Annotated in this window: 23 protein-coding genes and 1 pseudogene; 11 read left to right on the forward strand and 13 right to left on the reverse strand. The window is 69.4% G+C overall.

Features of this window, described 5'->3' with window-relative positions; all coding sequences use genetic code 11:
- Both ACFYXH_RS40845 and ACFYXH_RS40850 read right to left on the reverse strand, forming a co-directional pair.
- Positions 1-438: pseudogene (locus ACFYXH_RS40845) on the reverse strand (hypothetical protein); the annotation flags it as partial.
- Between the two features lie 173 nt (positions 439-611).
- Positions 612-947, reverse strand: coding sequence for an ATP-binding protein (locus ACFYXH_RS40850; RefSeq protein WP_389574491.1), 336 nt, complete (start codon positions 945-947; stop codon positions 612-614).
- Between the two features lie 165 nt (positions 948-1,112).
- Between ACFYXH_RS40850 and ACFYXH_RS40855 the strand changes: the two genes are divergently transcribed.
- Both ACFYXH_RS40855 and ACFYXH_RS40860 read left to right on the forward strand, forming a co-directional pair.
- Positions 1,113-1,979 carry a helix-turn-helix domain-containing protein gene (locus ACFYXH_RS40855; RefSeq protein WP_389574494.1) on the forward strand — a complete coding sequence of 289 codons (867 nt, stop codon included), beginning with the start codon at positions 1,113-1,115 and terminating at the stop codon, positions 1,977-1,979.
- A gap of 17 nt (positions 1,980-1,996) precedes the next feature.
- The gene (locus ACFYXH_RS40860) at positions 1,997-2,218 is read left to right on the forward strand and encodes a DUF397 domain-containing protein (protein WP_389574496.1); all 222 of its coding nucleotides are present in this window, start codon (positions 1,997-1,999) and stop codon (positions 2,216-2,218) included.
- A gap of 285 nt (positions 2,219-2,503) precedes the next feature.
- On the opposite strand, the gene ACFYXH_RS40865 is transcribed toward ACFYXH_RS40860, so the two are convergent.
- From ACFYXH_RS40865 to ACFYXH_RS40910, 10 genes are all read right to left on the reverse strand, one after another.
- Positions 2,504-3,466, reverse strand: coding sequence for a hypothetical protein (locus tag ACFYXH_RS40865; RefSeq protein WP_389574499.1), 963 nt, complete (start codon positions 3,464-3,466; stop codon positions 2,504-2,506).
- A complete protein-coding gene (locus tag ACFYXH_RS40870; RefSeq protein ID WP_389574502.1) occupies positions 3,463-4,509 on the reverse strand; it encodes a hypothetical protein in 1,047 nt (348 codons plus the stop codon). Before ACFYXH_RS40870 ends, ACFYXH_RS40865 begins: the two co-directional genes overlap by 4 nt.
- 128 nt (positions 4,510-4,637) lie before the next feature.
- Positions 4,638-5,675 (reverse strand): NlpC/P60 family protein, encoded by a 1,038-nt coding sequence (locus ACFYXH_RS40875; protein ID WP_389574505.1) that lies wholly within the window; start codon positions 5,673-5,675, stop codon positions 4,638-4,640.
- Positions 5,672-8,236 (reverse strand): hypothetical protein, encoded by a 2,565-nt coding sequence (locus ACFYXH_RS40880; protein ID WP_389574507.1) that lies wholly within the window; start codon positions 8,234-8,236, stop codon positions 5,672-5,674. The genes ACFYXH_RS40875 and ACFYXH_RS40880 overlap by 4 nt, the downstream gene beginning before the upstream one ends.
- On the reverse strand, positions 8,233-10,041 hold the full coding sequence (locus ACFYXH_RS40885) for an ATP-binding protein (RefSeq protein WP_389574510.1): 1,809 nt from the start codon (positions 10,039-10,041) through the stop codon (positions 8,233-8,235). Before ACFYXH_RS40885 ends, ACFYXH_RS40880 begins: the two co-directional genes overlap by 4 nt.
- Positions 10,042-10,767: 726 nt before the next feature.
- Entirely contained in the window at positions 10,768-11,550 is a 783-nt protein-coding gene (locus ACFYXH_RS40890) for a hypothetical protein (protein WP_389574513.1), read from the reverse strand.
- Entirely contained in the window at positions 11,547-11,846 is a 300-nt protein-coding gene (locus ACFYXH_RS40895) for a hypothetical protein (RefSeq protein WP_389574515.1), read from the reverse strand. Before ACFYXH_RS40895 ends, ACFYXH_RS40890 begins: the two co-directional genes overlap by 4 nt.
- Entirely contained in the window at positions 11,846-12,907 is a 1,062-nt protein-coding gene (locus tag ACFYXH_RS40900; RefSeq protein WP_389574518.1) for a conjugal transfer protein, read from the reverse strand. The genes ACFYXH_RS40895 and ACFYXH_RS40900 overlap by 1 nt, the downstream gene beginning before the upstream one ends.
- Complete coding sequence (locus ACFYXH_RS40905) at positions 12,904-13,290, reverse strand: hypothetical protein (RefSeq protein WP_389574521.1); 387 nt, start codon at positions 13,288-13,290, stop codon at positions 12,904-12,906. Before ACFYXH_RS40905 ends, ACFYXH_RS40900 begins: the two co-directional genes overlap by 4 nt.
- Positions 13,291-13,451: 161 nt before the next feature.
- A complete protein-coding gene (locus ACFYXH_RS40910; RefSeq protein WP_389574524.1) occupies positions 13,452-14,303 on the reverse strand; it encodes a hypothetical protein in 852 nt (283 codons plus the stop codon).
- 260 nt (positions 14,304-14,563) lie between these two features.
- Between ACFYXH_RS40910 and ACFYXH_RS40915 the strand changes: the two genes are divergently transcribed.
- The 3 genes from ACFYXH_RS40915 (at position 14,564) to ACFYXH_RS40925 (ending at position 16,491) form a co-directional block, all read left to right on the forward strand.
- Positions 14,564-14,839, forward strand: coding sequence for a hypothetical protein (locus ACFYXH_RS40915; protein ID WP_389574527.1), 276 nt, complete (start codon positions 14,564-14,566; stop codon positions 14,837-14,839).
- Entirely contained in the window at positions 14,836-15,234 is a 399-nt protein-coding gene (locus ACFYXH_RS40920; RefSeq protein ID WP_389574530.1) for a hypothetical protein, read from the forward strand. Before ACFYXH_RS40915 ends, ACFYXH_RS40920 begins: the two co-directional genes overlap by 4 nt.
- Before the next feature lie 480 nt (positions 15,235-15,714).
- On the forward strand, positions 15,715-16,491 hold the full coding sequence (locus ACFYXH_RS40925) for a prepilin peptidase (RefSeq protein ID WP_389574533.1): 777 nt from the start codon (positions 15,715-15,717) through the stop codon (positions 16,489-16,491).
- Positions 16,492-16,801: 310 nt separating this feature from the next.
- Here the strand turns inward: ACFYXH_RS40925 and ACFYXH_RS40930 are convergent, their stop codons facing one another.
- Positions 16,802-16,993 carry a DUF6381 family protein gene (locus tag ACFYXH_RS40930; protein ID WP_389574536.1) on the reverse strand — a complete coding sequence of 64 codons (192 nt, stop codon included), beginning with the start codon at positions 16,991-16,993 and terminating at the stop codon, positions 16,802-16,804.
- A 493-nt stretch (positions 16,994-17,486) separates the two neighbouring features.
- Here ACFYXH_RS40930 and ACFYXH_RS40935 point away from each other — a divergent pair, with 493 nt between their 5' ends.
- The 6 genes from ACFYXH_RS40935 to ACFYXH_RS40960 all read left to right on the forward strand — a co-directional run bounded on the left by ACFYXH_RS40935 (position 17,487) and on the right by ACFYXH_RS40960 (position 26,069).
- A complete protein-coding gene (locus ACFYXH_RS40935) occupies positions 17,487-18,920 on the forward strand; it encodes a site-specific integrase (protein WP_389574539.1) in 1,434 nt (477 codons plus the stop codon).
- Entirely contained in the window at positions 18,904-20,841 is a 1,938-nt protein-coding gene (locus ACFYXH_RS40940; protein ID WP_389574541.1) for a hypothetical protein, read from the forward strand. Before ACFYXH_RS40935 ends, ACFYXH_RS40940 begins: the two co-directional genes overlap by 17 nt.
- Positions 20,838-22,997, forward strand: a complete 2,160-nt coding sequence (locus ACFYXH_RS40945) for an integrase (protein ID WP_389574544.1) — start codon at positions 20,838-20,840, stop codon at positions 22,995-22,997. Before ACFYXH_RS40940 ends, ACFYXH_RS40945 begins: the two co-directional genes overlap by 4 nt.
- A complete protein-coding gene (locus ACFYXH_RS40950) occupies positions 22,994-23,455 on the forward strand; it encodes a hypothetical protein (protein ID WP_389574546.1) in 462 nt (153 codons plus the stop codon). The genes ACFYXH_RS40945 and ACFYXH_RS40950 overlap by 4 nt, the downstream gene beginning before the upstream one ends.
- Positions 23,456-23,542: 87 nt before the next feature.
- The gene (locus ACFYXH_RS40955) at positions 23,543-24,409 is read left to right on the forward strand and encodes a hypothetical protein (protein WP_389574549.1); all 867 of its coding nucleotides are present in this window, start codon (positions 23,543-23,545) and stop codon (positions 24,407-24,409) included.
- A 307-nt stretch (positions 24,410-24,716) separates the two neighbouring features.
- Positions 24,717-26,069, forward strand: coding sequence for a PhoH family protein (locus tag ACFYXH_RS40960; protein WP_389574552.1), 1,353 nt, complete (start codon positions 24,717-24,719; stop codon positions 26,067-26,069).
- Positions 26,070-26,677 lie beyond the last annotated feature (608 nt).

Below are 26,677 nucleotides of genomic sequence, written 5' to 3' on the forward strand. Positions count from 1 at the left end.
GCACCCCGCTATGACGTGGGCAAGACCGTCAAACGCCCCGAGACCCTCAAGGCCATCGGCAGACCCGGTAGGTCCTGGTAGATAAAGAACAAGCTCAGCTGAGGGGGAGGGCACCGCGAAATCCGGCGGCACATGCGCGAGGAAGCTGTGGTGGTCCCGGAGGAAGGTCAGGGCGTTCTCGTACTCGCCGTCAGCCGCGCTGACCGCGGCCCGGTCGACCGTCACGATCCCCTGCGCGAATCCGCCGGCCACGGCTCTGAGAGCACGCGTCAAGTCCGGGCGTTCCATGGGATCAGTCATCCCGCAGTCGTCGTAGAACGACCCCGCGACGACCCGCCACCTCATGTACCTCGCGTACGCCTGGGCACGTTCCAGGGCCCGCACCGGTCTTTCGCCGCGGACGTTCGTCAACGCGTACACGATGACGGTGAACGGCACGCCTGCCGGCGCCACGGCAGCACTTTGGATGGTGTGCCGCAGCACGGCCAGCCGCGCAGCCTGATTCGCAGGGACCCTCGGGGTTGTGTAGGGCCACTCCCAGCCGAAAGCGCCATCGCCGAGCACGGCGAGCAGGCGGCCGGCGAGACGTTCGGCCGAACGTGCGGATGCCGTCACCGCTCACTCCCTGCCGTGGGCACTGCGAGGCTGCACCAGATGCTCGTACCGTCTTCGCTGACCCCCCAGGCGTCGGCGATGGCGGCGACGATGGCCAGGCCGCGGCCGCTCTCGTCATCCGGCCGCGCCGCACACTCGTGCGGCCGGCCCGACGAGCCGTCGTAGATCTCGATGCGTACGTCGGACCGATGGCGGATCATCCTCAAAGCGACGCTCTCGCCCCGGCCATGGCAGAACGCATTGGTCACCAGCTCGCTGATCAGAATTGCGGCGCAGTCAGCGAGGCAATCCAACTTCCAGAGCCGCAGATGCGCGCGTTCACGCTGGCTCAACTACCGTCCTGCATCTTCGAGTTAACCTGCAAGTGAATCTGCCATCGCGGGAGCATTGGCACATGCCGCTACACCGGCAGAGGGTTGCCGAAGGAGGCACTGGCGGTGGGAGACTCGGCACACGCGCGCACCACGGACCGACAGAGCTTCGGGGAGGGCACACAGGTGGCAGCACGAAGGGGGCCGACGTTCCGCAGGCGGGAACTGGGCAAAGAGCTCCGGCGCCTGCGAGAGAAGGCCGGCCTGACGATTCAAGAGGCTGCCTCGGGACTCGGATTCAGCGACACGAAACTCGGCAGAGTGGAGACCGGTCACAACAGCCTGCCGCGCTCAGGAGACATGGAGAATCTGCTCGACCGGCTGGGCGTCGACGACATCGATGACCGCGAGGCACTGCAGACGCTGAACCGGGATTCGCTCAGCCGGGACCCATGGATGCCGTATCGGGATGTCATGCCGTCCGGGATGCCGATGTACGTCGGGCTGGAAGCGGATGCGCGGGAGATGCGGGCCTGGCAGCCCATGTACATCTTCGGGCTCCTCCAGACAGAGACCTACGCACGCGCCCAGTTCATGGTGGCCAAGCCGGTCGAGGAGACCACCACCCCGTTCGTCGAGAACAACGTCCGCCTGCGAATGGAGCGCAAGCAGGCCATAACTCGCGAGGACAGTCCGCTGACGCTTCGCGTCATCCTCGACGAGTCCGCGCTGCGCCGGATGATCGGCGGGCCGGACGTGATGAGGGAACAGTACGAGGAGATCGAACGGCTCGCAGCGCGTGACAACGTGGCGGTGCAGATTCTCCCGCAGAAGCTCGTCACCTACCGGGCAGACATCAACTTCGCGGTCTTGGACTTCGATGACCCCGTGGACTCGATCGTCCAGTCAGATATTCCAGGCACCATCACGGTCACCGACAAACCGAGCGATGTCTGGAAGTACAACCAGAGGTTCAACAGCATGCGTGACGAAGCTCTGGGCCCCTCGGCAACAGCCGGATTCCTGCACCAACTAGCACGAGAGATCGAGTAGCCATTAACACTCACCTGATGGCGCCTGACGTGGCCGCCGAACACCTCTGGAAGAAGTCCTCCTACAGCGATAGCCAGGGAGGTTCATGCGTTGAGATGGCCGACCTGACCAGCCAGGTCGGCATCCGCGACTCGAAGAACAAGCAGGGCCCCGCCCTGCGAGTCCCTGCCCCGGCCTGGGCCGACTTCGTCGGCTACGTCCAGTCCGGAGAGGTCGACTTCGGCATCGTCGACAACTAAACGACCCGGGAGTAGCTGAGCGAATCAGCATGATGCGGAGTGGTCCTCCTCGGCCATAGAGAGGAGGACCACTCCGCATCTCTGCATTACCTTGGCGAACTGCTCCGAGAGCTGCCAGGGACACTCGCGAGCGTACGCACGATCTGTCCCGCTGTCGCTACCGCCACGATGATCCAGAGCTTCGCGAGGACTGCCCAGCCTTGCTGCGGCGAGCGGGATGCCTGCGATCAGCACGTCTGCTGTGTCCCAGGTCCGTGCCGCGTCATCGACGCGAGGTGGCCCGCATCACGTCTGGCCCGCTGCGTGCGCCCGGTCGCCATTGGCGATCAGCAGCTTCTCGCCGATGGGGGCGGGCAGGGTGAAGTCGCCGCGGGGGAAGCCCTCGATCCAGATGGTGCGGTGCTCGTTGATCGAGGCGTAATACTGGCGACGCCAGTGGCCTCGCACCCAGTGACCGGCGGGCGTACGGCCTTCGGCCACCGCCCGGGCCGCCGCGACTTCATAGGAGGCGGTCTCGGGGCGGCGTAGCGCGATACGGCGGAAACTCTCGGGGCGTATGCGGGCCCGGCGGGCGATCCCGCGCACCGACTGGTGGATTTTTGGCGTGTCCTCGTTGGTGAGCGGCTGTTTCGCTAGGGCCGACAGGGCTCTCAGCAGGGAAATGTTGTGCGTGCCGTGGGCCGCCGGGCTGTCCCAGAGCAGATCGTAGGGCTTGCTGGGATGAAGGCCTGGCAGGGCCACTTTCACGGCGTTCATGTCGTAGACAGCCGCAGGTCGGCGAAACCATGCCAGGGAGGAAAGCCCGTCGTCGGCGCAGAACCAGGTGATGGCGCTGATGGGGGCGTTGGCGGCGGTCGGACTGCCGAATGCCTCAGCGGGGACGGGCTTGGCGAAGAAGAGGAAGCCGATCGACGCCAGGAACTCCTCTCGCTGTACCCGCTGTTCGGGAAAGGTCTGGGCTGTGGCGGTGACCATGTCGCACATGGCCGGGTCGGCGTAGATGATGTCCGCGTTCTGCCACGCGGCTGCGGGAGGAAAGAGGTCTTCCGACTGGTACAGGGCGACGCGTTCTGGGAAGGACGCCTGCGGCCACCGGGCCGGCCAGAGCGCCGCTCCGTGTTCCGGCAGTCCAGCCACACGGGCGCGGATCGGGTGTTCAGTGGCGAACCAGTCGGTGAGCCCAGCCTTGAGGCGTATCGCCTCGGCCGGGGTCAGGTACTGAGCTGCTCGTGCGGTGTGCTGGTTCATCGCGGGCTCCACGGAGGCGTGCGCAGGGACTTGGGGCGATCAGCCGCGTTCCGGTGTGCGGTGGCGATGTCCATCAGCGTGCTGATGGCCTCGGCCAGGACCTGCGGGGGCAGGAGTTGTTCGTTCGCTGGCGTCGGCTCTGACGCGTCCTCGCTGCGGGGGGAAGCGATCTGCTGCGGCGCTCCCGGCCGGACAACTGCGTGCTCCAGGGCGGCCTGCGCGGCGGCGTTCTCGAGGGCCTGACGCGCGAGATCGGTGTAAAGGCGTTCGTAGGCGCGCAGCAGCTCGTCGCAGCATGGCCACGTTCCGCGCCCGGTCAGCAGGCCGGCTGTGTCCCACAGCACCCGGTGGCCGAGCCGGGCGGCGTGGGCGAGTTCGGGGAGCCGGCTGTCGGCTGCCGCGCGGGCGACCTGGGCATGCAGGAGCACGAGGCGCTGCAGATACTGGCGGGCGGGGGCGGCTTCGATGATGCGGACGAAGTGGCGGGCCAGGGCGTCGAGCCGGTCGGGCAGGACGGAGACGTACAGCGGGATCAGCAGCATCGCCGGGACGACGACGCCCATGGGCAGCCCCCGGGCCATGGCGTAGATCCCGGCGGTGAGGCTGACGAATGCGGCGAACAGCGTGCTCACGGTGACGGATCCGGCCCAGCTCCGGCCGATGGCCACCCGTAGGGGCGGGCGCTGGGTAAGCCAGCGCCGGGCCAGATGCGCTGCTTTGGACGGGGACGGCGGGAGCAGACCGATCTGGAGCGGCTCCTCCGGCATGCTCTCCTCGTCCGGGGCCTGCCAGCGCAGCCAGCCCCAGTGGTTACGTTCATCAACGCGGCCGAGGCACCCCAAGGCCGCTGCGGTCTCCGCTTCAGCGAAGAACTGCGCTTCGGCGGCCGGCCGCCGAAGACGGTGGCACTCCCTCTCCCAGCGGCCGGGTTCGTCGGCGAACGGCCGGAGCACGCGGCTCTCCGGCTGGCGCCTCGCGGGGGAGTCCTTGTCGAGGCAAACCCCTGGTGCGGTGGGCCCGTTGGGGTGGAGCTGGTCCGGCATGGTGGCCGCCTTCCGTGATCGGATGCGCACAGTGGGGGTATGCACTGAGGGAAGGGGAGCGCCCGGGCGCCGGATGTGACACAGACGGTCGGGCTTTCTCGAAAATCCCCGACAGGCGCCCTGAAATGTCACAGAATGCAGCGAATGTCCCAGTCGTAGCGGGTCCAGTATCCGGTCGTGACGGGGGTGGTCTCGACGAATTTTCCGGGGCGCGGCGCGTACACCATCTTGCCGCCGCCGATGTAGAGGCCGACGTGTCCCCAGGCCCCGTCGTTGTTGATGACGATCAGGTCACCGGGCTGAAGGCTGGCGCGGGGCACCTTGGTTCCAGCGTGGCGCATGGTCTGGGAGGTGCGTGGCAGGGTGATGCGGGCGGCCTGGTAGAAGGCGTACACCAGCAGTCCGGAGCAGTCGTAGCCGCCGTTGGTCGGCCCGTGGATGTCGCCTCCGCCCCACACGTACGGGGTGCCCTGCGCAGCGAGGACGGCCTGGACGACCGCTCCCGCCGGGCCGCCGGCCGCAATGCCACCGGGCGCGCCTGAAGGGGTGAGCTGGTCGTACTGCCGGATGTAGCCGATGACCTTGTCCGCATAGGCGCCGGAGTGGTTGTAGCGCAGTACGGCCTTGCGCAGTTGCGTGTCGTTGCGGAGGTCCGTCTTTCCGCTGCCGCACAGGTACACCGCGGTGCCCAGCGCGGCGTCGAAGGCGTTGTGCGGGTCTTTGACGCCGTCGTTGTTGCCGTCCGAGCCGCTGGCGCCCTTCCATGTGGAGGGGAGGAACTGCATCGGCCCGACAGCCCGGTCGTAGGTGGTGTCGCCGTCCCACACAGCGTGGGGGGCTATCTTCCGTCCGGCGGCGTCGTTGGACTCCACCACCCCGATCCCGGCGACCACGGACCAGCGCATCCCGGCGCACTCCGGGCGCAGGGTGGTGATGGTCGTAGCGGCGCGGGCGTATGCGGCGGGCATCACCGGGTGCACACCGGCCACCTGCGAGGGTGCTCCCTGCCCGGTTGCCATGCCGTTGCTGCTGTCGTCGAGTTCGTCTTCGTGTCCGGCGGCGCCCCCGGCGACGGCGGCGACGAACAGGATGCAGAGGCCGAGTACGAACGTGATCGGCGCGAGCGCGATACCGGAAACGAGCGCGGCCTTCTTCCCGCCGGTCACGGCCTGCCCCCGCCACGGCGGGGCGCGGGCCTGGCCGGCCGTGCCGGGGGCGGGGGAGGTGCGGGGGGTGTGGTGGCCTGGCGGTTGCGCATGCGGTGCAGCCGCATCTGCAGAGCCGCCTGTGCTGGGCTTGCTGCGGGCTGGGGGACACGGGGTGGAACCGGGCGGCGTCTGGCGGCCGCAGGCGCAACGACCGGTGTGGGGCGCACGGGCCGCGCCGGGGGTACGGGGGCGCCGGGCCCGGGACTGGCTGTGCGCGCAGCGGGAGCGGGAGGCCGGGGCGGCGTGTAGGGACCCAGCGGGCGGCGGCCGCGGACCAGGCGCCCGAACGAGCGCAGGCCGTGGCCGTATTCGCCCATGAAGTCCTGCGCGGGCGGGGTGTACTGCTGGTGGATCTGCTGCAGGCGCTGGCCCAGGCCGACGGCACTGCTGGTGACCTGACCGGGCATCGCGGCGAGCGCGGCACCCGTTTTGCGGGCGGCCCGCGGCCCGTACACGGGCAGCCCCAGGGTCGACTTCAACCCTGCCTTGCCGAGGGCGAGGGTGCCTTTGGCTGCGAGTTTCGTTGTGTCGGCGGCGGCTCTCGCCGTTCCGCCGATCATGCGGCCGGTGCCGCGGGCCAGGCGGGAGGCGAGTGCGGCGGATCCGCGCGCTGACCCGAACGCGGCACCGGCCGTGCCGCCACTGGCGGCGAGAGCGCCGATCATCATGCCGCCGACCAGCAGCTTGCGGCCCAGACTGCGCCGCGGGGACTGCTGTCCGAGGTCGGCGGGGGCACTGCCGCCGAGAACACTGTTGCCGAGGCGGGCGCGGGCACGCAGGGAGAGGTTCTCGGTGGCCCGCGCCAGCTTCTTGCGGTAGCTGAACGAGCCGACGCACACGATGTCGATGACGATGAACCGCACCGTGACACCGCCGGGCAGGTCCTTCTCTGGGGCGTTGATGATTGCCTTGACGACGACGATCAGGATGGCGAGGACGCTGACTGCCAGCACCATCAGCCCCAGGTAGCGCAGGATGCTGGTGGCTCTGGACCACAGCCACGAGCGTCCCGGGCCGGGCAGCACGCCCACCGCCAGGGCCACCTTCGCGATCATCGCTTCCTTGGCGATGCAGACCTGCGCGTACAGGAACATGGCGTCGAGGACGGTGATGAACAGGCAGACCAGCAGGGTGGCGAGGGTCATGAAGAACGCGCCGCCGACCTTGTCCATGGAGGCCTTCTTCAGCACCCCGGCGTCGCCCTTGACGCAGTCCTTTTCGAATTGCTTCGCGGGACCCACCTCGGCGATCTTGTCCTGGACCGCGTCCGGCATCAGTGTGCTGCCGTCGGGGACGAGGGAGCCGATCCAGGGCAGGTCCTGCAGCTTTTTCGGGCCGGAGTCGAGGGCGCTGTCCACCGCGTCGTCGAACACGGCCCGCTCGATGCGTGAGTCGCGGAAGCGTTTGGCGCAGCTCGTGTCGCCCTTCTTCTCGTCGTCGAAGGTCTGGCCGTAGGAGAGCAGCATCGAGGGGCGGACGACGAACGCGTCGACGAGTTCGTCGGTGATGGGACGGGCGAGTGCCGAGGCATTGCCGCGTACCTGCGCGCCGGCGCTGGTGCCGGCGGGCACCGTGTCATGGAGGTCGTCGTTGACGGCGGTCTTCGGGGTCTTGGCGGCCTCTTCGTTGTCCAGGATCAGTGCGGCGACCTCGACGGCGAGCGCGCGGGCGGTGCCGACGGCGCCGTGCTGCTCGCTCAGCAGCAGCTGCGGCGGGGCGGCCAGGGCGGTGACGGCGAGCGCGGAGATGACCAGGGCGGCTCCGGCCTCGCCCCAGCCGCGGGCCTTGCGGCCGAACATCAGGTGCCAGCCGGCGACCACTGCGGCGTAGGTCAGGAACAGTGCGGGCAGGCCGAGTTGGAGGAATACGTTGGTGTACAGCGACGTGGACACCGTCAGGGCTGGTGTGAGCAGCAGCCCTGCCAGTTTGAAGGCCAGTGACCAGGCGATCAGGAAGCAGGCGAAGGACACCATCCACTTCGTGGCCAGGAACAGGCTCTCGACGAGGAATGCCTCGATCTTGAGGTCCCAGTCCTTCCAGCTGCCCGTGTCGGAGAAGATCCGGTAAGAGGGGACGGGGTTGCCGTCACGGTCGGTGACTTCGAATGCGGACAGCACGCCGCCGTTGCGCCGGTCCTTCTTGTACTGCTCGACCCTTTCCTCGAATGCGGAGAGTTTCTTCCTGTCCGCGGCCGCCTTCTTCTTCGCGGCCTCGATGGCCTGCGCGGCTTCACCCGGTTTCTGGGTGGTTCCTTCAGGGGCGGAGGGCGGGGTCAGTCCAGGGGGCGGTGTGGGGTTGAGCGGGTTGTACGGGGCCGGCAGTGAGGGTGAAGGAGCCGGCGGCGGGGTGGGGGCGGCGCCCGCGGTGGTGGCCAGCACCAGTGAGCACACCGCGGCGAGCAGCAGCACCACCACCCCGGTGGCCAGCGCGCGCCCGGGCCGGAGCCAGCGGCCTGCCGTGCTGCACACCAGGGCACGTCCCGTCGTACGCGACCGAACGGCCGCCGCCTCGCGTTTCATACTGTGATCGCCGCCTCCGGGTCGGAGTGGATATTCGCGGCCGCCTCCGGGTCGTTGGGGATGCTCACCTGCATGGCGCCGATGCGGCCTATCAGGTCGCGGTGGAAGCACTCGCCGGCGCGCTCGGCCTGTTCGGCGTCGGAGAGGTTGATGGGGGACAGCCCGGTGGTGACTTCGGTGACCAGGTCGTCGTCGTGCGGGTCGAGGCCGAGGAACTCCAGGCCGCGGCGGGCGAGGTTGGTGTCGGTGTGGCGGAAGAGGAACCGGCGGGGGATCAGGCCGCGGACGATCTGGCCCATCTCGCTGTCGCTGGGGCCGATGTCGTAGGGATCGTGCGAGCCGACCAGGGCGCCGGCGGCGTGCTTGCGGCCGTCCCGGATGATCTCGAGGAGCAGCTCAAGGCCCTCGGGGCTGGAGGTGAGCCACCAGCATTCGTCCCAGACGACTGCGGCGAACTCCTCCCGCTTCTCATAGGCGATCTTCCGGCACAGCGCGGCGATCAGATACATCACGGCGCGGCCGAAGATCTTCTCCCACTCCAGCTTCTCCAGCCGCGTCCCCTCCAGCTCCCGCTTCTTGGGCAGCGCGAGGGAGGCGACGGAGAACACGACGGTGTCGGCGACGTCGGCCTCGACGATGGGCAGGGTCTCGTCGAACAGGGCTCGTGCGAGGTCCTTGCGGGCGACGGCCATCAGGCGGCGGGCCACCGTCCGGGCGGCCGGGTCCCCGGCGCCGCGCGTGGCGAGCTCCTCGGTGAGCACCCGCATCGACGGCCGCGGCCCGGCGAGGACGGTTTCGATCGCCTCGGACAGGGCGGAGCCCTCGTCCTCCATCGGCGAGAAGCCCAGCAGCAGGGTGAGGAACGATTCGGTGAACCGCTGAGCCTCGCCCGGCTTCTTCGTGAAGATCCGCAGCGGGTCCAGGGACACGCTGGCGTCGCCGGTGATGTGGATGACCTGGGTGGTGCCCGGGCATGCCCGGGCGAAGCGCACCCACTCCTGTTGCGGGGTCCGGTCCACGATGACCGCCCGGCCACGGCTGCCGTGAATCCCGAGACGGTGGCCGGCGGCCAGGATGCCGTAGACGGCCGTCTTCATCGCCACCGACTTGCCGCTGCCCAGTTCGCCGATGAACGCCGCCGACGCGGACGCCTTCTTGCGCGGGCCGCGGGTGAAGTCCGACATCACCGGCCTAATCCCGCCGCCGGCCAGCTGCAGTCCGTACAGCGGCCCGGTCTCGTCCCCGAGCCCTCCGCCGGAGAACGGGCCGGCCATGGCGAAGTCACGGGCCAGCAGGAACTGCGCGTACTGGGCCATCACCCGGGGTGTGCGGGCACCGGGCAGCATTCCGTACCAGAGGTTCTCCTGCTCGCCCCGCGGGCGGGCGAAGGTGTACTCACTGGCCCCGAAGTAGCCCTGCAGTTCACCCGCGCGGCGTTCGGCCTCGGCCGGGGTGCCGCCCCACACGCACAGTGCTCCCATGGCCTGTACCTCCACCTCGGTCTTGGAGGAGGTCAGCCGGTCGCGGTATTCGTCCAGGTTGGCCGCGGCTTTGTCCACGGAGGCCGGCACGCCCGACGTCTCGGCGTCGTATTCGCTGTACTGGCCGGCCAGCTCCCGTGCCTGACGGCGTGACTTGGCCTCCGCCTCGGCCCCTTCCGCAACGTGCAGCCGCACCACCCAGTCCACGGGGAAGGCGAACTGGTCGATCCGGGCGAGGAATTCGCTGCCGGGGAAGACGAAGCTGTCGGGCATCTCGGCCAGCGAGAGGAGCGCCTGGTAAGAGGGACCCCACTCGGTGGTCACCTCCAGCCACCGGCGGGCGAACGGATTGCTGGAGCGCCTGTGGTGTGCGGGGGAGTCCTCTTCGGCGCCGGCCAGGCTGTGGGCGCCCTCGGCGAGTACCGCCTGGCCCAGCGCGGCCCCAGGTCCGTCCGCGGTTCGGCTCGTATTCGGGCAGCAGCGGCTCGAGCAGGCCGCGGCGCGTGCTGTGCCCGTAGATCCACAGGATTTCGGCTTCGCCAGCCGGCCGCAGCCGCACCTGGGCCAGCCACGTGGAAGCCAGCTCGGATGCCTGAGTGAGCCGCTCGAGTTCCTCAACGGCCGGGATCCGGGCGGGCAGCAGTCCCAGCTGCAAGGCGACTTCGGCACGGGCAGCCCGCACCGCGTCGGCCATGCTCTGGCGGCGCGAGGTCGCCAGCGGCACCGCGAGCCAGTCCGTACGGCCGGTCAGCTCCAGCTGGTCCAGGGTCCGGTGCGCCAGCGCCTCGTAGCGCGGAGAGAGGTCGGTGTTGACGCCGGCGACCATCTTCTCCACCACCGTGGCGGGGTTGACCTGCGGGCACAGCGACAGCAGCATCGCCTCCCCGCGCACCTGCTTGACCAGGGTCTCGATTTCCGCGAGCCGTTGCATCTTCGCCCGGCGGGAGACGTGCGCCTGATCGGCGCCCGTCACGCGCCACATCGCCCATACGCCACCGTGTGTCGTCCAGATCACGTTCCCGGCAATGTGCCGGATGGGGACCTGCATCGTTACTTCACCCCTCCGCCGTGTTCGCGCTGTACGGCGCTGCGTCCAGCAGCGCGAACACCGCCTCCTTCATGGCCGACGTGCCGCTGCGCAGTGCGCCCGAGATGGTCACCGGCATCCCTCTCACCCGCCCTGCGCGGTGCGGGAGCTCCGACGGCGTCGCGCGCCGCGAGCAACGCCCCTACTCCCGACAGCACTTGAGGCCGGGCCGCACGGCTGGCCTGCTGCGCGCCGCAGTCTGCGACCGCCGTCGTGATCCGGCGGGCAGGCGCGGGCTGCACCGCTGTCACACCGCGGAACTCCGCTTGCCGGACTGTGGCGGCAGGGCGCATCGTGCGCGCTGCTGTGCCCGCCGGGCCGTGCCAGGTCAGGGTGCACACCCCGCGGACCGGGGAGTGCCGGCCGAGCTTCTTCAGCGGACGCCCGCCCATCCGGCCCCCCGACGGAGCCGCCAGCAGCCCCATGGCGCTCCCGGCGACGGCGAGAGGATTGCGGCCGTCCACGTGGACGCGCCGAACGACGAGCCCCAGGCAGTAGGGCACGGCGAAGGCGACGATGACGTTCAGTAGCAGCCCGAAGTGCGCCCACGCCTGGCGGAACAGCAGCAGCACGGCGAACGAGAGGACCATCACGATGGCCTGCGGAACCGTATACGGGCCGCCCCACAGTCGCCCGCCGCCCGGCAGCTGACCGATCACCAGGGGGTGGCGGCGCGCCTTCGTGTAACAGCGCCCGATCAGCTGCTCCTGGACCTCACGGCCGGGTGCTTCTGCCGCGGTGCTCACCGGGATTCACTGCCGGCGACGGGCTGGACCACGAGCACTGCGGCGGTTTTGACACTGCGGTTGAGGTCCTCGCCGGTCTTGTCGCGCAGGATGCCCATGTTGGTGATGCCCCACCAGATCGCGCCCGCGAAGACGCAGGCCATGAGTGTCTTGAGCGGCGACTTGGTGTTCGCCCAGGTCCACAGCGCGAACGCCGCGCCGCCGATGGGCGGCAGGACATTGACCAGGATGTCCTTGACGTCGGCGCTGATCTGTTTGACGTCGCTGAGGACGCCTGCGGCCATGACGATGTCCATCAGGAATTTCCCTTCGAAGTGGTGGTGCTCAGTGCGGGGGCTGCGTCCAGCGCGGCGATCTCCCAGCGCCCGTCACGGGCCTTCAGCTGCAGGGCATAGGTCAGCGGCCGGACCTGGCCGCCCGAGTCCGTTGCGCCGGCGTCGACGAGCAGCTCCCGCCGCGCCCCCTCGGTCACCGGGGCGTTCGCACGGAAGTCACCGCCCCGCTCTGCGAGTTGTGTGACCTTGACTTGTGCGTACGGCGCGGGGGAGACCTGCGTGATGTCGGTGCCGGGTGACAGGTAGCGGTCCAGTTCACCGGTCCCGGTCAGGTACGCGGCCAGGAACTCGTTCACCGCGGCGGCGGCCCTGTCGCGGATGTCCGCGGGCACGGGTGTGCCGTAGTCGAGCGGGGCCGCCTCGCCCGCGTTGGGGGAGGCGACCTCGGCGGGCAGGGCCGCCGCGACGTACCCGCTGCCGGAGCCTGCGGATGTGACCGGCACCTGGAAGTACCGGAGTACCTCACGGGCATCCACCGCACCGGCCCCTTCCGGGGCGCCTGTCGTGCTGCCTTTGGCCTTGGATGCCTGCGCGGAGCCGGCGGAGATGCGGGCGGCGACGGTCACCGACCAGTAGCCCGGCGAAACCTCCTTCACCCGCACCGCAGCCAGCCGCTCGGCGCGCTGCGCACCGGGCGTCGCCTCGAGCGTGAGATCACGGATGTTCGGGAAGTACGGCTGGAGTGAGGCCTCGCTGCCCTTCCCGGCCTGTACATAGGCCGACACGTACAGCTCGGCGAAGCCGGCCGGGCCCGCCGCATCCCGCACCACCACCGACGCCCTCGGCGTGGGCGGCACCGCCCCGGCAGCGGCCGGCGGCCGCAGCCACGCCGCGATGCCGACCACCGGGCCGGCGATCAGCAGCGCCCATGCGGTCCAGCGCAGCACTGCCGTCAGATTGGCGGCCGCGCCGGTGGAGACCGTCACCCACCCCGCCCGCGCCGCGGACTGCGGCCCGTCGTGCTGAACCGTCTGCGCAGTCCAGTCCTCCTTTGGCACCGGCGGCCTGCGCCACGCCTTCACGAGGTCGCCTCCCTGCCACGAAGAGCGGCCCGCGCGTTTCCCGCGTGCTTGCCCTGCGGGTCCAGCAGCAACACCCGACGCTCTCCGGCCTCGGCGACGATGCGCGCCATGTCCGCGATGCACATGTCGCTCGTGCCCTCGCCCGCAACGCCGCTGCCGCCCCGCCTCGACGACAGCTCGCTGATGCGGGACCGCAGCACCTCCTGCGGAAGCTCCAACAGCGTGCGTGCCAAGGTCTGTGCCTCGTCCGCGTCGTTGGCCACATACGTCCGCAGCCGCTCATCCGTTGCCGCCGAGAACGGCTCGCTCACCAGCGCCACCGCCAGTAGCGTCGCCCGGCGCCTGATCTGAACCAGCCGCTGTTCCTGTGCGCGCAGTTCCATGACGTACGTCCCCTCTCCCCGCCGCCTAGCATTCACATGACCCGTCGCTCGGCTTCGAGCGCCGCGTACGGGCATCACGCCCGTACGCCCAAAGAAGGGGAGAGCGCTGCGCCCAGATGTGACATCGGGCGCCGAAAAACTTCTGCGGATCTCGACGGGCCTCATGCCGCAGCCACCCACTGGCCGACAGCGGCCCGCAGCGTCGAGACCGCCCTGCTGCGCCGCTGCCGAAACGCCGCCGGGCTCATCCCCACCGCCCGCGCGGCCGCACGATCACCCGGAGCGCCCACGCGGTAGTGATCCGCGATCGCCACCGCCGCCGGAGGGGAGAGCACTTTCTGCGTCAGCGCCCACACCAGCAGCTCGACCATTTCCCGCCGCGCGCCCGTGAGGTCCGCCTCGAATCCGGCCTCGGCTGCAGCCTGCTCGAGCCAGGCCTCTTCCGCCCCTAGCACCGGATCGCAGTCCGCGGTCGGCTCGGCTGCCCGCTGCTCCGGGTCCAGCCTCGTCCCCGACGGTGCGAACTCCCGCTTGAGATCACGTGAGGTGTGGTGCCACATCTCCAGCCGCAGATGCCGAGCTACATGCTCCGGCCGGCGACCTGCCGGATACGAGCGCACCGCCTGACACAGTGCAGTGACCACTACCTGGGTCACCTCGTCGAGCTGCTCCTCCGCGCGCACCGACCGGATCGCCATGCTCACTGCGGCCGGAAGCATCGCCCGCACCACCGTCCGCGCCGCCAGCTGCGCACTGTCGCTGTGACCGCTCGCGTGCCGCAGCAGGGCACCCAGCCACACGTCAGAAAACGTGCGGCCCTCGCGTACGGACCGCTCATGCAACCAATCCAGCAGCGCGTCCAGATTCCGCGGTGCCTCGGCCACGCCCTGGACCCCGGCCTCCGCGAGCCAGGACCGCACCTGCTGCGCGTTGCGGTCCTGGGCGCACATCCACCTCCACTCGCGGTTCAGGCTGGCGAACACGGTCGCACTGCATTCCGGTCTATCGCTCACGACAGAGCTCCCTTCGGATCAACTGCCGTGAACCATTGCTGCCGTCCCTTACCCAAGTGCTTGCCCCGAAAGGGCAACAGCGCAGGTCACCGTGGGGTATCCGAGACTCGCCGGGGTGGAGGACACCTGGGTATCCGAAAGGCCGGCGACACCGGACCGGGTATCCGCAACAGGCCGGGCTGTCCGCGGCGTCCGATGTCTGGGTATCCGTCGAGCTGCAGCCCTCACGCAAGGCCCTGTGGGCGTTCTATAGTGGCGCTATGGCATCGACGACAATTCAGGTTCCGCGGGAAACTCGTGATCACCTCGCCGAGCTCGCGAAGGAGCGCGGACTGAGCATCGGCCGGCTCGTTGAGGCCCTGGCCGCCGAGCAGCCGACCGCCGCACAGCGCGCCGAACGGCTCGCCGCCGACCGGGAAGTCGTGCGCCGCGAGATCGGTATCGACATCAGCGACGAGGAATTCGACCAGGCTCCCGACGTCCTCGGCAACATCTACAAGATCGCCGCCGAAAAGGCCCGGACCGCCGCCGCGTGATCATCCTCGACACCAGCGCCGTCAAAGCGCTCGCCGGCGGCCACAAAACGCTGAACCTGCTCGCGGGCAACATGGCCCACACACCCGGCGACCGCCTCAGTGTCCCCGCCCTGTGCCTCATGCAGGCCGAAGCCGACGAGGAGAACCTCTCCCGTCGGCTGCTCGCTTTCTCTTCCGTCGTCATCGACAGCCTCGACACGATTAGCGCTGTGAGCGTCGGCACGATGATCCGCGACGGCTACGGCGGCCCGGACACCTGCCACGCCCTGTACTGCGCGCTGCCGCGCCCGGAGTTCACCGGCCTGTCGATCCTGCTGACCGGCAACGAAGACGCCTACCCGCCCGGCGTGGTCACCGTCGACATCGACTCGCCCGGCATGCTGGGCTTTTACTGAGAGTCACCGGCAAGGACCTGTCCCGCATGCCGCACTCAGCGGAGGTGCTACCGGCGCTGCTACCGGCGTGGATACCGGCACCGGTACCGGCGCAGCTTCCGGCGCAAGTACCGGCACCCGCGCGGCACGATTGGCATCTCTGCAGGCCAGAGCCGGTGGGTATCCGGGAAACAGCCACTGACACCTCTTCTCTATAGAGGAGAAGAGGACTTCAACTCCTCTCAGCACGGAGCAGCTCGGCACAGAGCAGAGCTCAGTGCTTCGTATCCCCAGTCCCCGGACTGGACTGCGCCTGCTCGACCGGCTGTCGCTCGCGGCGGTCGGGGCACGATGACGACCCCGCTGGACCACCCGAGGCAGCGCGGTCAACCGGGGCGGCGTCGACCCGCTGCGTGACCGAGCCCGACGGATTGAGGGCAGCGAACGGCCCAACGCGCTCCGGCGTATCTCGTCCACTCGCGCTCGCCGTACGCTCGGACGATGCTGATGTCCCTGGTCCTCCTTGCCGCCGTCTACGGTGCGGCTGTCGGGCTGCTGGTGCCGCGTGCCGTTTACCGGTTCGCGGTGCCGTCCGGGCAGGGGTGGCGCGCGGCGTGTTGCGAGGGGCATCCGATTGCGGGCTGGGTCGGTCTCGCGCGCTGCGCCGGTTGCGCGGTCGCGGTGGTGCCCGCCGTAGCGGGTGCGGCGGTGAGCGGGTTGCCGCTCCGCCGCTGGTATGGTCCCCGCCCGGCCGTCACGGTTTTTGTCACGGCGCTGTTGTGTGCGGTGCTCGCGTACGTCACTGGTGCTCGGCCCGAGGTGGGTGTGTGGCTGCTGATCGCGCCTGTCCTGGTGCTGCTCGCTCTCGCAGACATTGCCGTGCACCGTCTGCCGGACGTCCTGACTCTCCCGCTGGCTGCCGCCACTTTGCTGCTGCTCGGTGTCGCGGCTCTTGTCCCGGGGGCCGCTGGTTCGTGGACCACGGCGCTGTACGGCGGGCTCGCGCTCGGCGGCGCCTACCTTGTTCTCCTGATCAACCCGCAAGGAATGGGCTTCGGCGACGTCAAGATCGCTCTCACACTCGGCACGGCACTCGGCTGGTACGGCTGGGACACGGTCTTCTTCGGCGGCTTCGCGGGGCTGTTCCCGGGAGCCCTCTACGGGGCCGGCTTGCTCCTGCTGCGCCGTGCCGGTCGCAAGACGGCGATCCCGTACGGCCCGTTTCTGAGCGGGGGCGCGCTGGCCGGGGTCCTGCTCGGCAGCGGCCTCGTAGCCTGATCCCGGGCGTTGCGGGGGAGCGCCTGGTGGCGCGCCTCCCCGCCACCGCCGGCCTATCCGCCGACTGTTGCCCCACCGTCGCCACCGGGCTCGCATCGCAGGGGAATGCAAGGGTGGCTGGACCGACTCCGTCGCCGTTGACCCAAGGGCCCCATCGGCATCGGCGACAGCCCAGTTGACGTTCGTGCCTGCGGAGAGTGGTGGATGCTGCGGGCGAGATCTGGGCGCCCGGGGCGTACATGGTCCGGCCGGTGGCCTGCTACGGCTGGGGGAGCGCAGGAGACCACCGGCCGGGGTGTGGAGGGGCCCGCTACTCCATGGGGTCCATGCCGCGGTTGCCCATGCGGCTCTCCTGCTCACTCTGCTCCTGCAGGCGGCGGGCCTTGTCCATCAGCCGCTTGCGCTCTTCCGGGTCGCTCGTGCGCTCAGCCGCGTCCTTCATTTCCTGCACCTTGGCGCGCATCTGCTGGGCACGGCCGCCGGATTCACCTGCAACGCTCATGCTCACTCACTCCTGGATCTTGGGGAGGTCGGGCCTTATCAGCGAATCAGCGCCGCGAGGTCCACGCATCCCGGACCGTCACCCACCGCTATCCCCGCAGCTCCGTCCCCTCCGTTCGTGTCACGGGTACGCCCTGTACATCGTTGCCTGGGGCCTGCGGGGCGGGCGCCTGGGAGTGGAGACCATTACCCGGGTGGTGCCGGTCCGGGGCGGAGGTGACGGGGACGCTGGGCAGGGCGTTGGCCGCACACTGGAGGCATGGGTTACAGCGCTAGCTCCGTAAAACGGCCGCGCCGTACGAAAGCGCAGGTAGAGGCTCTGCGTGCGGCGCTGTACTCGATGGTGGAAGCGGCCCAGCCATGCAGTGTGCGTCACGTGTTCTCTGCATAGTTTCGCGGTGTCTCACTGCAACGAGTGGTTTGATCTTTCCGCCCAAATAATCTCGGTCTGTGCTGCTCATCTCTCTCATGGCGATGTTCCATGGGAGGGAAAGTTGGACCTGTACTTCGTGAAGCGGCCGCTGGTGAAGCGGTACGGGGACGAGCTTGCCGGTAGTACGGCGGTGGCTCTGCTGGACCGGCAGGTGATTCCGGATGGGACGCCGATCGTGCTGGGGGCGGACATGCGGCCGGTAGAGCCGATGTCGTCGTGGTTCCGTCACCTCGCCTATCTGGGGCGGGTCCCGGAGACGATGCGTTCGTACGCGTACGTCGTGCTGCGGCTGGCCGAGTACCTTGCCTCGCGACAGACGGACCTGCTGGCCGCGGGCGAGGTTGATCTGCTCGCCTACCGGCGCCAGCGTCTGGACGCCCAGGCGATGCCGATCGACCCGGTGACGTGGGATCGGGAGGCGTCGACGGTCAACGGGTTGTTCGCCTGGCTGACCGAGGCCGGGCACCGCCCCAGCGGGCCGCTGCGGATGCCGAAGGCATACGGCTCGGGGATGTCGCACGGCATGCAGGTGCGGCATCTCGCGCTCGATCAGTACCTGTTCTTCCGCGACGTCGGGCTGGGCGGGCAGGGCCCGGACGGCGAGGTCGATGTCGTCTTCCGGGGCGGGTTCCCGCACCGCAACCGGGCGGGCGCCGAGCTCGCGCTGATGACCGGTATGCGCAAGCGGGAGTGGTCGACCGTGCTGGAGCCGGAACTGGTCCGCCGGCCCGAAGGGCCGGGGGAGTTCGGCTTGCAGGCATGTGCGAAGGGCGGTCGGCGCCGGAAGGTCTACGTCCCGGCGGCACCGCTGGACCTGGTGGACACCTACCGGCTGCTGGAGCGGGCGGAGATCGTCGAGCGGGCGGCTGCACGGCTCGCTCGCCGGCATCGCGAGCTGTTCGTCGTCGACGACATCGACGGGCTCGGCCGCCTCTCGGGGGTGCTGGAGGGGCGGCGACGGACGTTCGCCATGGCCCGGATGCCTGCTGAGCTGCGGCGGATCACGGTCAGCGAGTGCGCCGGTGGCTTGGAGGCGATGGCTGTCTTCCTCGGCCAGGGCGGGCTGATGCTGGGGCCCTCGTCCTGGGACCGGATCCGGCGCCTTGCCTGGGAGAGGATGTCCGCCTTCGCCGAGCGGGGTCCGGCGCCGGTGCTGCCGCGCAGGCCCTGGCGCTTCCACGATCTGCGGCACACCTTCGCCCTGCGGCTGCTCAAGCACCTCACCCAGATGCTGATCGAGGCGGAACTGAGGCGGGCGGACCCCCGGCCGCTGGTGACGTTGGCCGAGCACATCTCGATGAACCCGCTGCTGGTCGTTCAGCGCGCTCTGGGACACGCGAGCCCTCGCACCACCTACGAGTACCTGGCCTACCTGGAGGACCCGATGACCTATGTTGACCAGGCATTTCGCGCCTGGTCGGACAGTGATGGGGCCTCCTACTCGGACATCGCCGTCTGGTTGCTGGAGGGGGAACGCAATGCCCAGGAGGGGTGAGCGCACGCGGGACTTCACCGAGCCCGCCGAGGAGGAGCGTCCGCAACGGATCGGTGGCCGCTGGGAGTTGGAGGTGTTCACCGCGACAGGCCGCAGGGCACGGGTGAAGGTGGACACGACTGGCCTCGCCTGCCGCCGCTTGGCGGACGAGCTTGCGGCCGAGCTGGCCGACTACGTCGAGCTGAAGCGGCCGCACCCGACCGGAGTCTTCACCTACCGGCAGGGACTGCTCAACCTGTGCTCGTTCGTGGACCGCGAGGCCGGGCCGGAAGCGGCGGCCTGTTCGCTGGCCGGCTCGGAGCCGGACGTCAGCTTCTACATCCGGGAGTGGATCAGGACCCTGCCTGGTCAGTTCGAGGAGGGCTCCACTCGGCCCTACTTCCTGGCCGCCGACGTGTTGTCCCTGATCCGCTTTCGTGGCCAGCACCCCGAGCGGGTGCTGGCGCCGGCCGTCCAGCGGGTGCTGACGACCGCGATCCCGGCGAGCGTCCCGCGCACGCATCGGCAGCTGGAGGAGTTCACCCGAGCGGAGAAGCGCGAGCTGGTCAGGGCCGCCTGGGCGGATATCCGCGGGCTGAAGCGGCGGCTGGAGCGGGGCCGGGAACTGGTGGCCGCGGGCGCCGACCCGCGCACGGCGGGCTGGACCAGCCTGGCGAATCTCGCCTTCGGCCTGGCGAACGGCCTGGTCACCCCGCTGGATATCTGGAGGGCTCTGCCCAACCACCATTCCTGGCCTGCGGAGCTGAAGGAGGTCTTCGACTTCGCCGGAGTGCGGTTCAGCCCGAGCACGGGCCGCTACCTGCTGACCATCGCGATCGCCTCACTGCTCTATCCGCGCAACATCGACTTGCAGTCCTTCCGGGTGCTGCTGATTGCCGCGACCGGCCACGCTCCCGAGGAAGTCGCCTACCTGACCGAGGACGACGTGGAGTTCATGCCCGGAGGAGTACGGCTGCGGCTGGTGAAGCGACGCGCCCACAAGATCCGCTACCGCGAGTTCAAGGAGATGGGCGAGGAGAGCCGGGTCATGCATCCGGACCGGGCCGGGCTCAGCACGGCCGAGATCCTGCGGACCCTGATCGCGGTCACCGCCGGTGCCCGGCGCCGCAGCACCACCGCAAAGCCCTACCTGTTCATCCGCGGCAGCGTCATCCCGCACACCGACAACTCCCACCAGCGCGGCGAGCTGTCCTTCCGACCCTTCGAGCCGGTTGGCCGTGGCGGCGGCCTGGACGAGTGGGTGCGGCGGACCGAGGTGACGGTCGCCGGGAAGATGGACATCCGCCGGCTGCGGAAGTCGACCAAGGTCGAGAAGACCATCGCGTTCCGCGGCCTAGTCAGCGATGCCGCCGACGACCACACCGAGCAGGTCTTCTGGGGCCACTATGCACACGGCACGACCCTGCGGACGATGGCCGGGCACACTATCACCCGGGCGCAAACCGACTGGTTGAAGCGGGCGCTGGCTGGCCCGGTGGTGCTGGACGAGCAGGCCGCCGACCGGCTCGGCGACCCGGAAGTCCTCGATACGCTCGGCTTGGACGCGAAGCAGGCCGAGGACATCGTCCAGGGCGAGCTCGACATGGGCGTCAGCAGCTGCCGCGACCCCTACCAGTCGCCCTACAGCCCGCCCGGCGAGCTCTGCGCGGTCGCCCCGCTTCGCTGCCTGGAATGCGCCAACGCGTTCGTCCTGCCCTCCAATCTGCCCCAACTCCTCTTGTTCGCAGAGCACCTGGAGCTGCTGGCGGCCCGACTCGACCCCAGGGTCTTCAACCGGACATGGGGGCAGAGCCGCACGAACCTGAACGCGGTCCTGGCCGATGTCCTGCCCGCCGACCTGGAGCGGGCCCGCCGGCAGATCACCGACCAGGGCCTGCGGCTGCAGCTTCCCCTGTCCTCGTTCGTGGAGTTCGACTCATGACCTCACCAGCGGACTTCGGCCGCGAGCCCGTACGCGAGCCGGCACCATCCCGCCTGCACGAGTACCTCACCGCCCCGCTCGGCCTCTCCGAGGTGTTCGGCCAGGACGAGCCGGTCCTCCAGGGACGTCCCCTGCTGCCGGGCGTCGAGATCCCGCCCTTCGGGCGCACCGACCGGTGGCCGTTCGAGGCCCAACGGCGTCCCGCAAACGTCGCTCCGTCCGGCTGGATCGCGGTGTTCGACAGCTTCCCCAAGGAGTGGAATCTCAGGGCCCGGGAGATCAGCATCGCCGTGCTCAACCCGCAGCACCCGGCCCTGGCCGAGATCGGGGTCGATCTCGACCGCGACCCCTACCAGCCTGGCACGGTGATCGGCGTGCTCTCCGAGCTGCGGGTCTTGATCGAGTGGGCCCGCGAAGCGGGCCTGGGGCTGCATCCCGCGGCCTGGACCAGCAGCGACATGCACCGCTTCATCAAGGAGAAGGCCGAGGCCCGTTCGACCGCGACGGTCCGCAACTACGTCGGCTCCATCCGGCTGCTGCACGAACTCGCACCCGCGTTGGCCGGCGGGGGTCTGGCCGCCGACCCCTGGCCGGGCCGCTCGGCCCGAGCGGTCGCCAAGGATCCTCGAACCGACGAGGTTTCCACCCCGAACATCCGGCCCGAGGTCTGGTTCCCGCTGATCAAGGCAGCCTGGACCTACATCGACGTCTTCTCCTCTGACATCCTCGCCGCTCGCGACACGCACCTGCGGCTGGGCTCGCGGCCGATCGGCCCACTGGAGCCGCTACCCGAACACGTGAGCCGATGGCTGGCCGTCGCGGACCACGCCGTCCCGCTTCATCACGGCGGGTCCGGGCAGGCTGGGGAGCCGAACTGGTTCCTGCTGGCCGAGCTCATGGGCCGCGGCCGCGGCAACGCGTTCTCCGCCAAGGCCGGCGGGACCAGTGCCAGCAGATCGCGGGAGATCGTCCGGCAGGCACTCGCTGCCGGCCGGGGACGTCCCGGCAGCCTCTTCGGGCACCCCGCGACCGAGGTGGACCGCCCCGGTGGCAGCCGGGGGCCCTGGCATCCCGGCATCGACCCCTGGGCCCTGGGACACGAGTGCCGGGCTCTGCGGGCCGCCTGCTACATCTTCGTCGCCGCGCTGTCGATGATGCGCGACAGCGAGATCCGAGAAGTCGTACGCGGCAGCGTCGTCGCCGAGTTCTACGGGGCGCCGGCAGTCGTCTCCCGCAAGCGCAAGCAGGACCCCGGCCGCCCCATGGAACATTGGTGGGTCATCGAGCCGGTCGCCCGCGCGATCCTCGTCGCCGAGCAGTTGTCCGCACACCCCGAACTCGTCTTCGCCGACCCCGGCCTGCCCGGCAGCGTGAGCCGCGGCAACAGCTACGAGCACAGCATCAGCCGCAAGCTCATCGAGAAGTTCATCGAGCATGTCAACGCGACCGCCGACCGCACTGGTCTGGACGAGATCCCAGCGGACAAGGTCGCTCCGCATATGTTCCGCAAGACCATGTCCATGCTGGTCGCCACCGAGCCCGGCGCCGAGATTGCCCTGGGGCTCCAGCTCAAGCACGCGGCCACCAGGGCTCTGGCCAACCGGTCCACCCAGGGCTACGGCGCCTCCGACGCGAACTGGGCACGGCTGCTGGACACGGCCATCGAGGACGCCCGCTTCATGCGGCTGCGGGACCTCTACGACCAGCACCACGAAGGCGTCGTGATCGGCTACGGGCCCGGAGCGGACAGACTCACCCACACCTTTAACAGCGTCAAGAAGGCCGCTCTCGCAGCCACCCGGGCCGCGAAGACCGGAGACAAGCGGACCGAATACGACCTGTTGCACAAGGCCCGCGTCACGCTCCGCTTCGGCAAGCTCAACCACTGCACCCTCGACCACAACCATCCCGAGGGCGCGAAGTGCCTCGAAGAAGCGGTCATCCCCGCCGGACACACCGGCCCGCTGATCGACCGATGCCAGCCCGGGCGCTGCCCCAACAGCGTCATCACCCCCGATCACCTCAAGATCTGGAACAGCGAGGAGCACAGCCTCCTGACCCTGCTGGAGACGCCCAAGATCGCCCCCTGCCGACGGGACCAGATCCACCAGCAGCTCGATGACGTCCGCTCAGTGATCCGAAAGGCCCAGAAATGACACAGCCCACCACCGCCGAGACGATCACCGACCAGGTCTCCGCCGAGACCGTCAAGGCCCTGCGAGCCGCGATGGAACGACTCCTCGCAGGCCGCCCCACCCGCACCGACGGGCGGCTCGTCAAGGAAAACCTCTACCGCGAAGCCGGCGTCAGCCGGGCCACGATGAACCGGGCCCACTGCATCCTCGCCGACTGGGACCGCCGCACGGCCGCCACTGGCGCTCGCACCCCTGGCGAAGCCCGGCGCGATGACGAGCTCCACGATCTGCATGTCGAGTTGAGGAACCTCAAGCGAGAGCGGACCCAGCTCCAAGGCCGACTCGATGCCTCCGCCACGGTCATCGCCGCCCTCCACCACGACAACGCAGCCCTCCGCGACCAACTCAACGGCCGCGGCACCGTCGTCACCTTGAACGAACACCGAGCCGCCCGAACCGACACCATCGGCCCCTGCTGAGCGTCTCACCACGATTCACCGCCACGACACGGGACCGACGGCCGAGACCCCGCAACCGCGCAGGTCGATCGCCGCTCCAGATGTCTCATGAGACATCGAAACGGTGGAGAACATATCTACTACCTGGGGCTCGGGCTGCTGTGGGAGAAGGACACCGGCAAGTCGCGCCGGAACTACTCGCTGGTCGTTCGCGAGCTCGGCTACATGCGGGAGCACGGGATGCTGCCCTGGTGGTGGATTACAGACGGCACCCGCGTGGTGCGGCAGGAGGCTCAGTACGGCTCGGTGGAGGACGCCCTGGAGCGCTTGGTGGAAGCCTATCGGCGCAATCTGTGGGCTTCGCAGAGCAGGCGGGTCGAGGCCTGGTGCGAGAGTGACTCTGTCGCGGGCGTACTTCTCCCGGTGACCTCCGCCTGGGGCGTGGGCCTTTACTCGTGCCGTGGCCAGTCTTCGAAGACGTTCGTCTACGAGGCCGTGCAGGAGTATGCCCGGCAGGACAAGGCTTTGACTGTGATCTTCGCGGGTGACTGGGATCCTAGTGGCCGGTCCGTTCCCCGGTCGGTGGCCGAGCGCATGGAGCGCTACGGCGAAGGCGGGCTCGACCTCGACTTCCAGCAGATCGCCGTCACCGCCGCCGACGTCCGCTCCGGCCAGTTCGCCACCCACGACGTCAACACCGCGGACGTCAACTTCAAACGCTACCGGGAGGAGTGCCTGCGCGAAGGCATCGCCCCGCACACCGCGGTCGAGGTCGAGGCCCTCAGCCCCGGCCTGCTGCGAAGCCGGCTCAGTGACGCGATCGAGGACCTGGTCGACGACGTCCGCCAGTGGAACATCCAGTCCAGGACCGAAGAGGCCGAGCGGGAGCTGCTGCGCACCCTGCACAGGAGGGTGCGTGAGCTCATGCTGCGCACCGCGGATGAGCGGACCGCAGAAGGTGATGAAGACGAGTAGGGCGCAGCGACTGGGAGGCCTTCCCGGCCGCCGCTGATAGGCGGGGCATTGAACTCATCTACTGTGCCTCGGACCTCAACTGGCCGCGCGCCTGGTTCAACGAGCACCGGGCGGACTGTGCCGCGAAAGCCGTCTTGGCCCTTTCGCCCGAGGATAAATCGTTGTGATTCGTCTCATAGACCGTCGCGCCGAGCCCGGCGTCGGGGTTAGCGTCCACCCAAACCGCACCGCCGAGCTGCGGGGTTGACCGACCCATTCGAAGATCGGTGGGGCCGGTCGCCCGCCGTAGCGGATCGGAGACACAGCAATGGTCGACGAAGAGCGTGGTACCGGGTCCAAGACGCCCCTCCGATCCCGCCAGGGCGATCGGCGCACATACGTTCTCGATACCAGCGTGCTCCTGGCGGACCCGCTCGCCATGACTCGTTTCGAGGAGCACGAGGTCGTCCTCCCGGTGGTCGTGGTCACCGAGCTGGAGGCCAAGCGGCACCACCCCGAGCTGGGCTACTTCGCCCGCCAGGTACTCCGCCTCCTCGACGACTACCGCATCCGGCACGGCCGCCTCGACGAGCCGATCCCGGTCGGCGAGTTCGGCGGCACCATCCGGGTCGAACTGAACCACTCCGACCTCTCGACCTTGCCCGCCGGCTACCGCGTCGGCGGCGGCGAAGCCGACGCCCGCATCCTCGCCGTCGCCCGCAACCTCCAGGCCGAGGGCTACGACGTCACCGTCGTCTCCAAGGACCTGCCTCTGCGGATCAAGGCCAGCTCGGTCGGCCTGCTCGCCGAGGAGTACCGCGCCGAACTCGCCATCACCTCCGGCTGGACCGGCATCACCGAACTCCACGTCCCCGCCGATCAGGTCGACACCCTCTTCGACGCCGGCCATGACGCCGCGATCGACATCGACGGTGCAGCCGAGCTGCCCGTCCACACCGGCCTGGTCCTGCATTCCGAGCGCGGCCGCGCCCTGGGCCGGGTCAGCCACGACGGGCGGGTGCGACTGGTCCGCAGCGACCGTGAGGCGTTCGGCCTGCGGGGCCGCTCCGCCGAGCAGCGCATCGCCCTCGACCTGCTCCTGGACCCCGACGTCGGGATCGTCTCGATGGGCGGCCGCGCCGGCACCGGCAAGTCCGCACTGGCGCTGTGCGCGGGCCTGGAGGCCGTCCTGGAACGCCGCCGGCACCGCAAGGTCATGGTTTTCCGCCCCCTCTACGCGGTCGGCGGCCAGGAACTCGGCTACCTGCCGGGCAGCGAAGCTGAGAAGATGGGCCCCTGGGCACAGGCCGTCTTCGACACCCTGTCCGCGGTCACCACCCCCGACATTATCGAGGAGGTCATCTCCCGCGGCATGCTGGAAGTCCTGCCGCTCACCCACATCCGCGGCCGCTCCCTCCACGACGCCTTCGTCATCGTCGACGAGGCGCAGTCCCTGGAGCGCAACGTCCTTCTCACCGTCCTCTCCCGGATCGGCCAGGGCTCTCGCGTCGTCCTCACCCACGACGTCGCCCAGCGGGACAACCTCCGCGTCGGCCGCTACGACGGCGTCGTCGCAGTCGTCGAAAAGCTCAAAGGCCACCCGCTCTTCGCCCACATCACCCTCACCCGCTCTGAACGCTCCCCCATTGCCGCCCTCGTCACCGAGATGCTCGAGGCCTGAGGCGGACACGGCGGGTTGAACGCTCGCTGCCGACCCGCCAGGAGGCGACGTCCGTCCGCGAGGAATGATCACTCGCCCGTGCGACGCGGCGCCTCGTCACCTTTCGGCCAGGGCACAGCCGAGCACTCGGGGCCGGCGATCTCCGCCGAATGAAGCGCCTCAGAAGAGGCGCCCGTCCGTAGTCGGGGCGCCTCACGCGAGCCCACCCGGCGACGGTCGGCGTGTCGGTCGGTGTCTTGGTGTCGACCGGGCTGGCCTGGTGTGATGCTGTACCCGCGACGGCATTTCCTTCCTTTTTCCCGTCGCGGTCGGCGCTCTGGTCGGTACTTCGACAGCTGCCTGTGCCGACTGGGATGCCGAACCCCCTCCGGCCGCGAGCTGTTCTGCGCTCTACGGTCTCCAGGAGGCTGCTTCCGTTCAGCGGGGCCATACCGTGTTTCCCTCGGGCACCAGTCAGATCCAGGTGTGTCCGCGGGGGACGACGGTGCGGGCTTCGCGCTGGATGTACTGGGTGGAGGGCTGTCAGTCCGCGTGTGAACGCGTCGGAGTCTTTCGCTGCCCCGGTTCGTGCTGAGGCCTTCTGGGGCCGTACGGGTTTCACGCGTCAA

Origin of the sequence: Streptomyces sp. NPDC002730, from assembly GCF_042888805.1 — a bacterium.
Classification (GTDB): domain Bacteria; phylum Actinomycetota; class Actinomycetes; order Streptomycetales; family Streptomycetaceae; genus Streptomyces.

Excerpts from the sequence above, each read along its gene's own strand:
- ACFYXH_RS40955 (WP_389574549.1), top strand. The coding sequence starts at position 23,543 with ATGAGACATCGAAACGGTGGAGAACATATCTACTACCTGGGGCTCGGG.
- ACFYXH_RS40905 (WP_389574521.1), bottom strand. The coding sequence starts at position 13,290 with ATGGAACTGCGCGCACAGGAACAGCGGCTGGTTCAGATCAGGCGCCGG.
- ACFYXH_RS40895 (WP_389574515.1), bottom strand. The coding sequence starts at position 11,846 with ATGGACATCGTCATGGCCGCAGGCGTCCTCAGCGACGTCAAACAGATC.
- ACFYXH_RS40950 (WP_389574546.1), top strand. The coding sequence starts at position 22,994 with ATGACACAGCCCACCACCGCCGAGACGATCACCGACCAGGTCTCCGCC.
- ACFYXH_RS40860 (WP_389574496.1), top strand. The coding sequence starts at position 1,997 with ATGGCGCCTGACGTGGCCGCCGAACACCTCTGGAAGAAGTCCTCCTAC.
- ACFYXH_RS40880 (WP_389574507.1), bottom strand. The coding sequence starts at position 8,236 with ATGAAACGCGAGGCGGCGGCCGTTCGGTCGCGTACGACGGGACGTGCC.
- ACFYXH_RS40960 (WP_389574552.1), top strand. The coding sequence starts at position 24,717 with ATGGTCGACGAAGAGCGTGGTACCGGGTCCAAGACGCCCCTCCGATCC.
- ACFYXH_RS40865 (WP_389574499.1), bottom strand. The coding sequence starts at position 3,466 with ATGAACCAGCACACCGCACGAGCAGCTCAGTACCTGACCCCGGCCGAG.
- ACFYXH_RS40930 (WP_389574536.1), bottom strand. The coding sequence starts at position 16,993 with ATGAGCGTTGCAGGTGAATCCGGCGGCCGTGCCCAGCAGATGCGCGCC.
- ACFYXH_RS40945 (WP_389574544.1), top strand. The coding sequence starts at position 20,838 with ATGACCTCACCAGCGGACTTCGGCCGCGAGCCCGTACGCGAGCCGGCA.
- ACFYXH_RS40940 (WP_389574541.1), top strand. The coding sequence starts at position 18,904 with ATGCCCAGGAGGGGTGAGCGCACGCGGGACTTCACCGAGCCCGCCGAG.
- ACFYXH_RS40915 (WP_389574527.1), top strand. The coding sequence starts at position 14,564 with ATGGCATCGACGACAATTCAGGTTCCGCGGGAAACTCGTGATCACCTC.
- ACFYXH_RS40925 (WP_389574533.1), top strand. The coding sequence starts at position 15,715 with ATGCTGATGTCCCTGGTCCTCCTTGCCGCCGTCTACGGTGCGGCTGTC.
- ACFYXH_RS40870 (WP_389574502.1), bottom strand. The coding sequence starts at position 4,509 with ATGCCGGACCAGCTCCACCCCAACGGGCCCACCGCACCAGGGGTTTGC.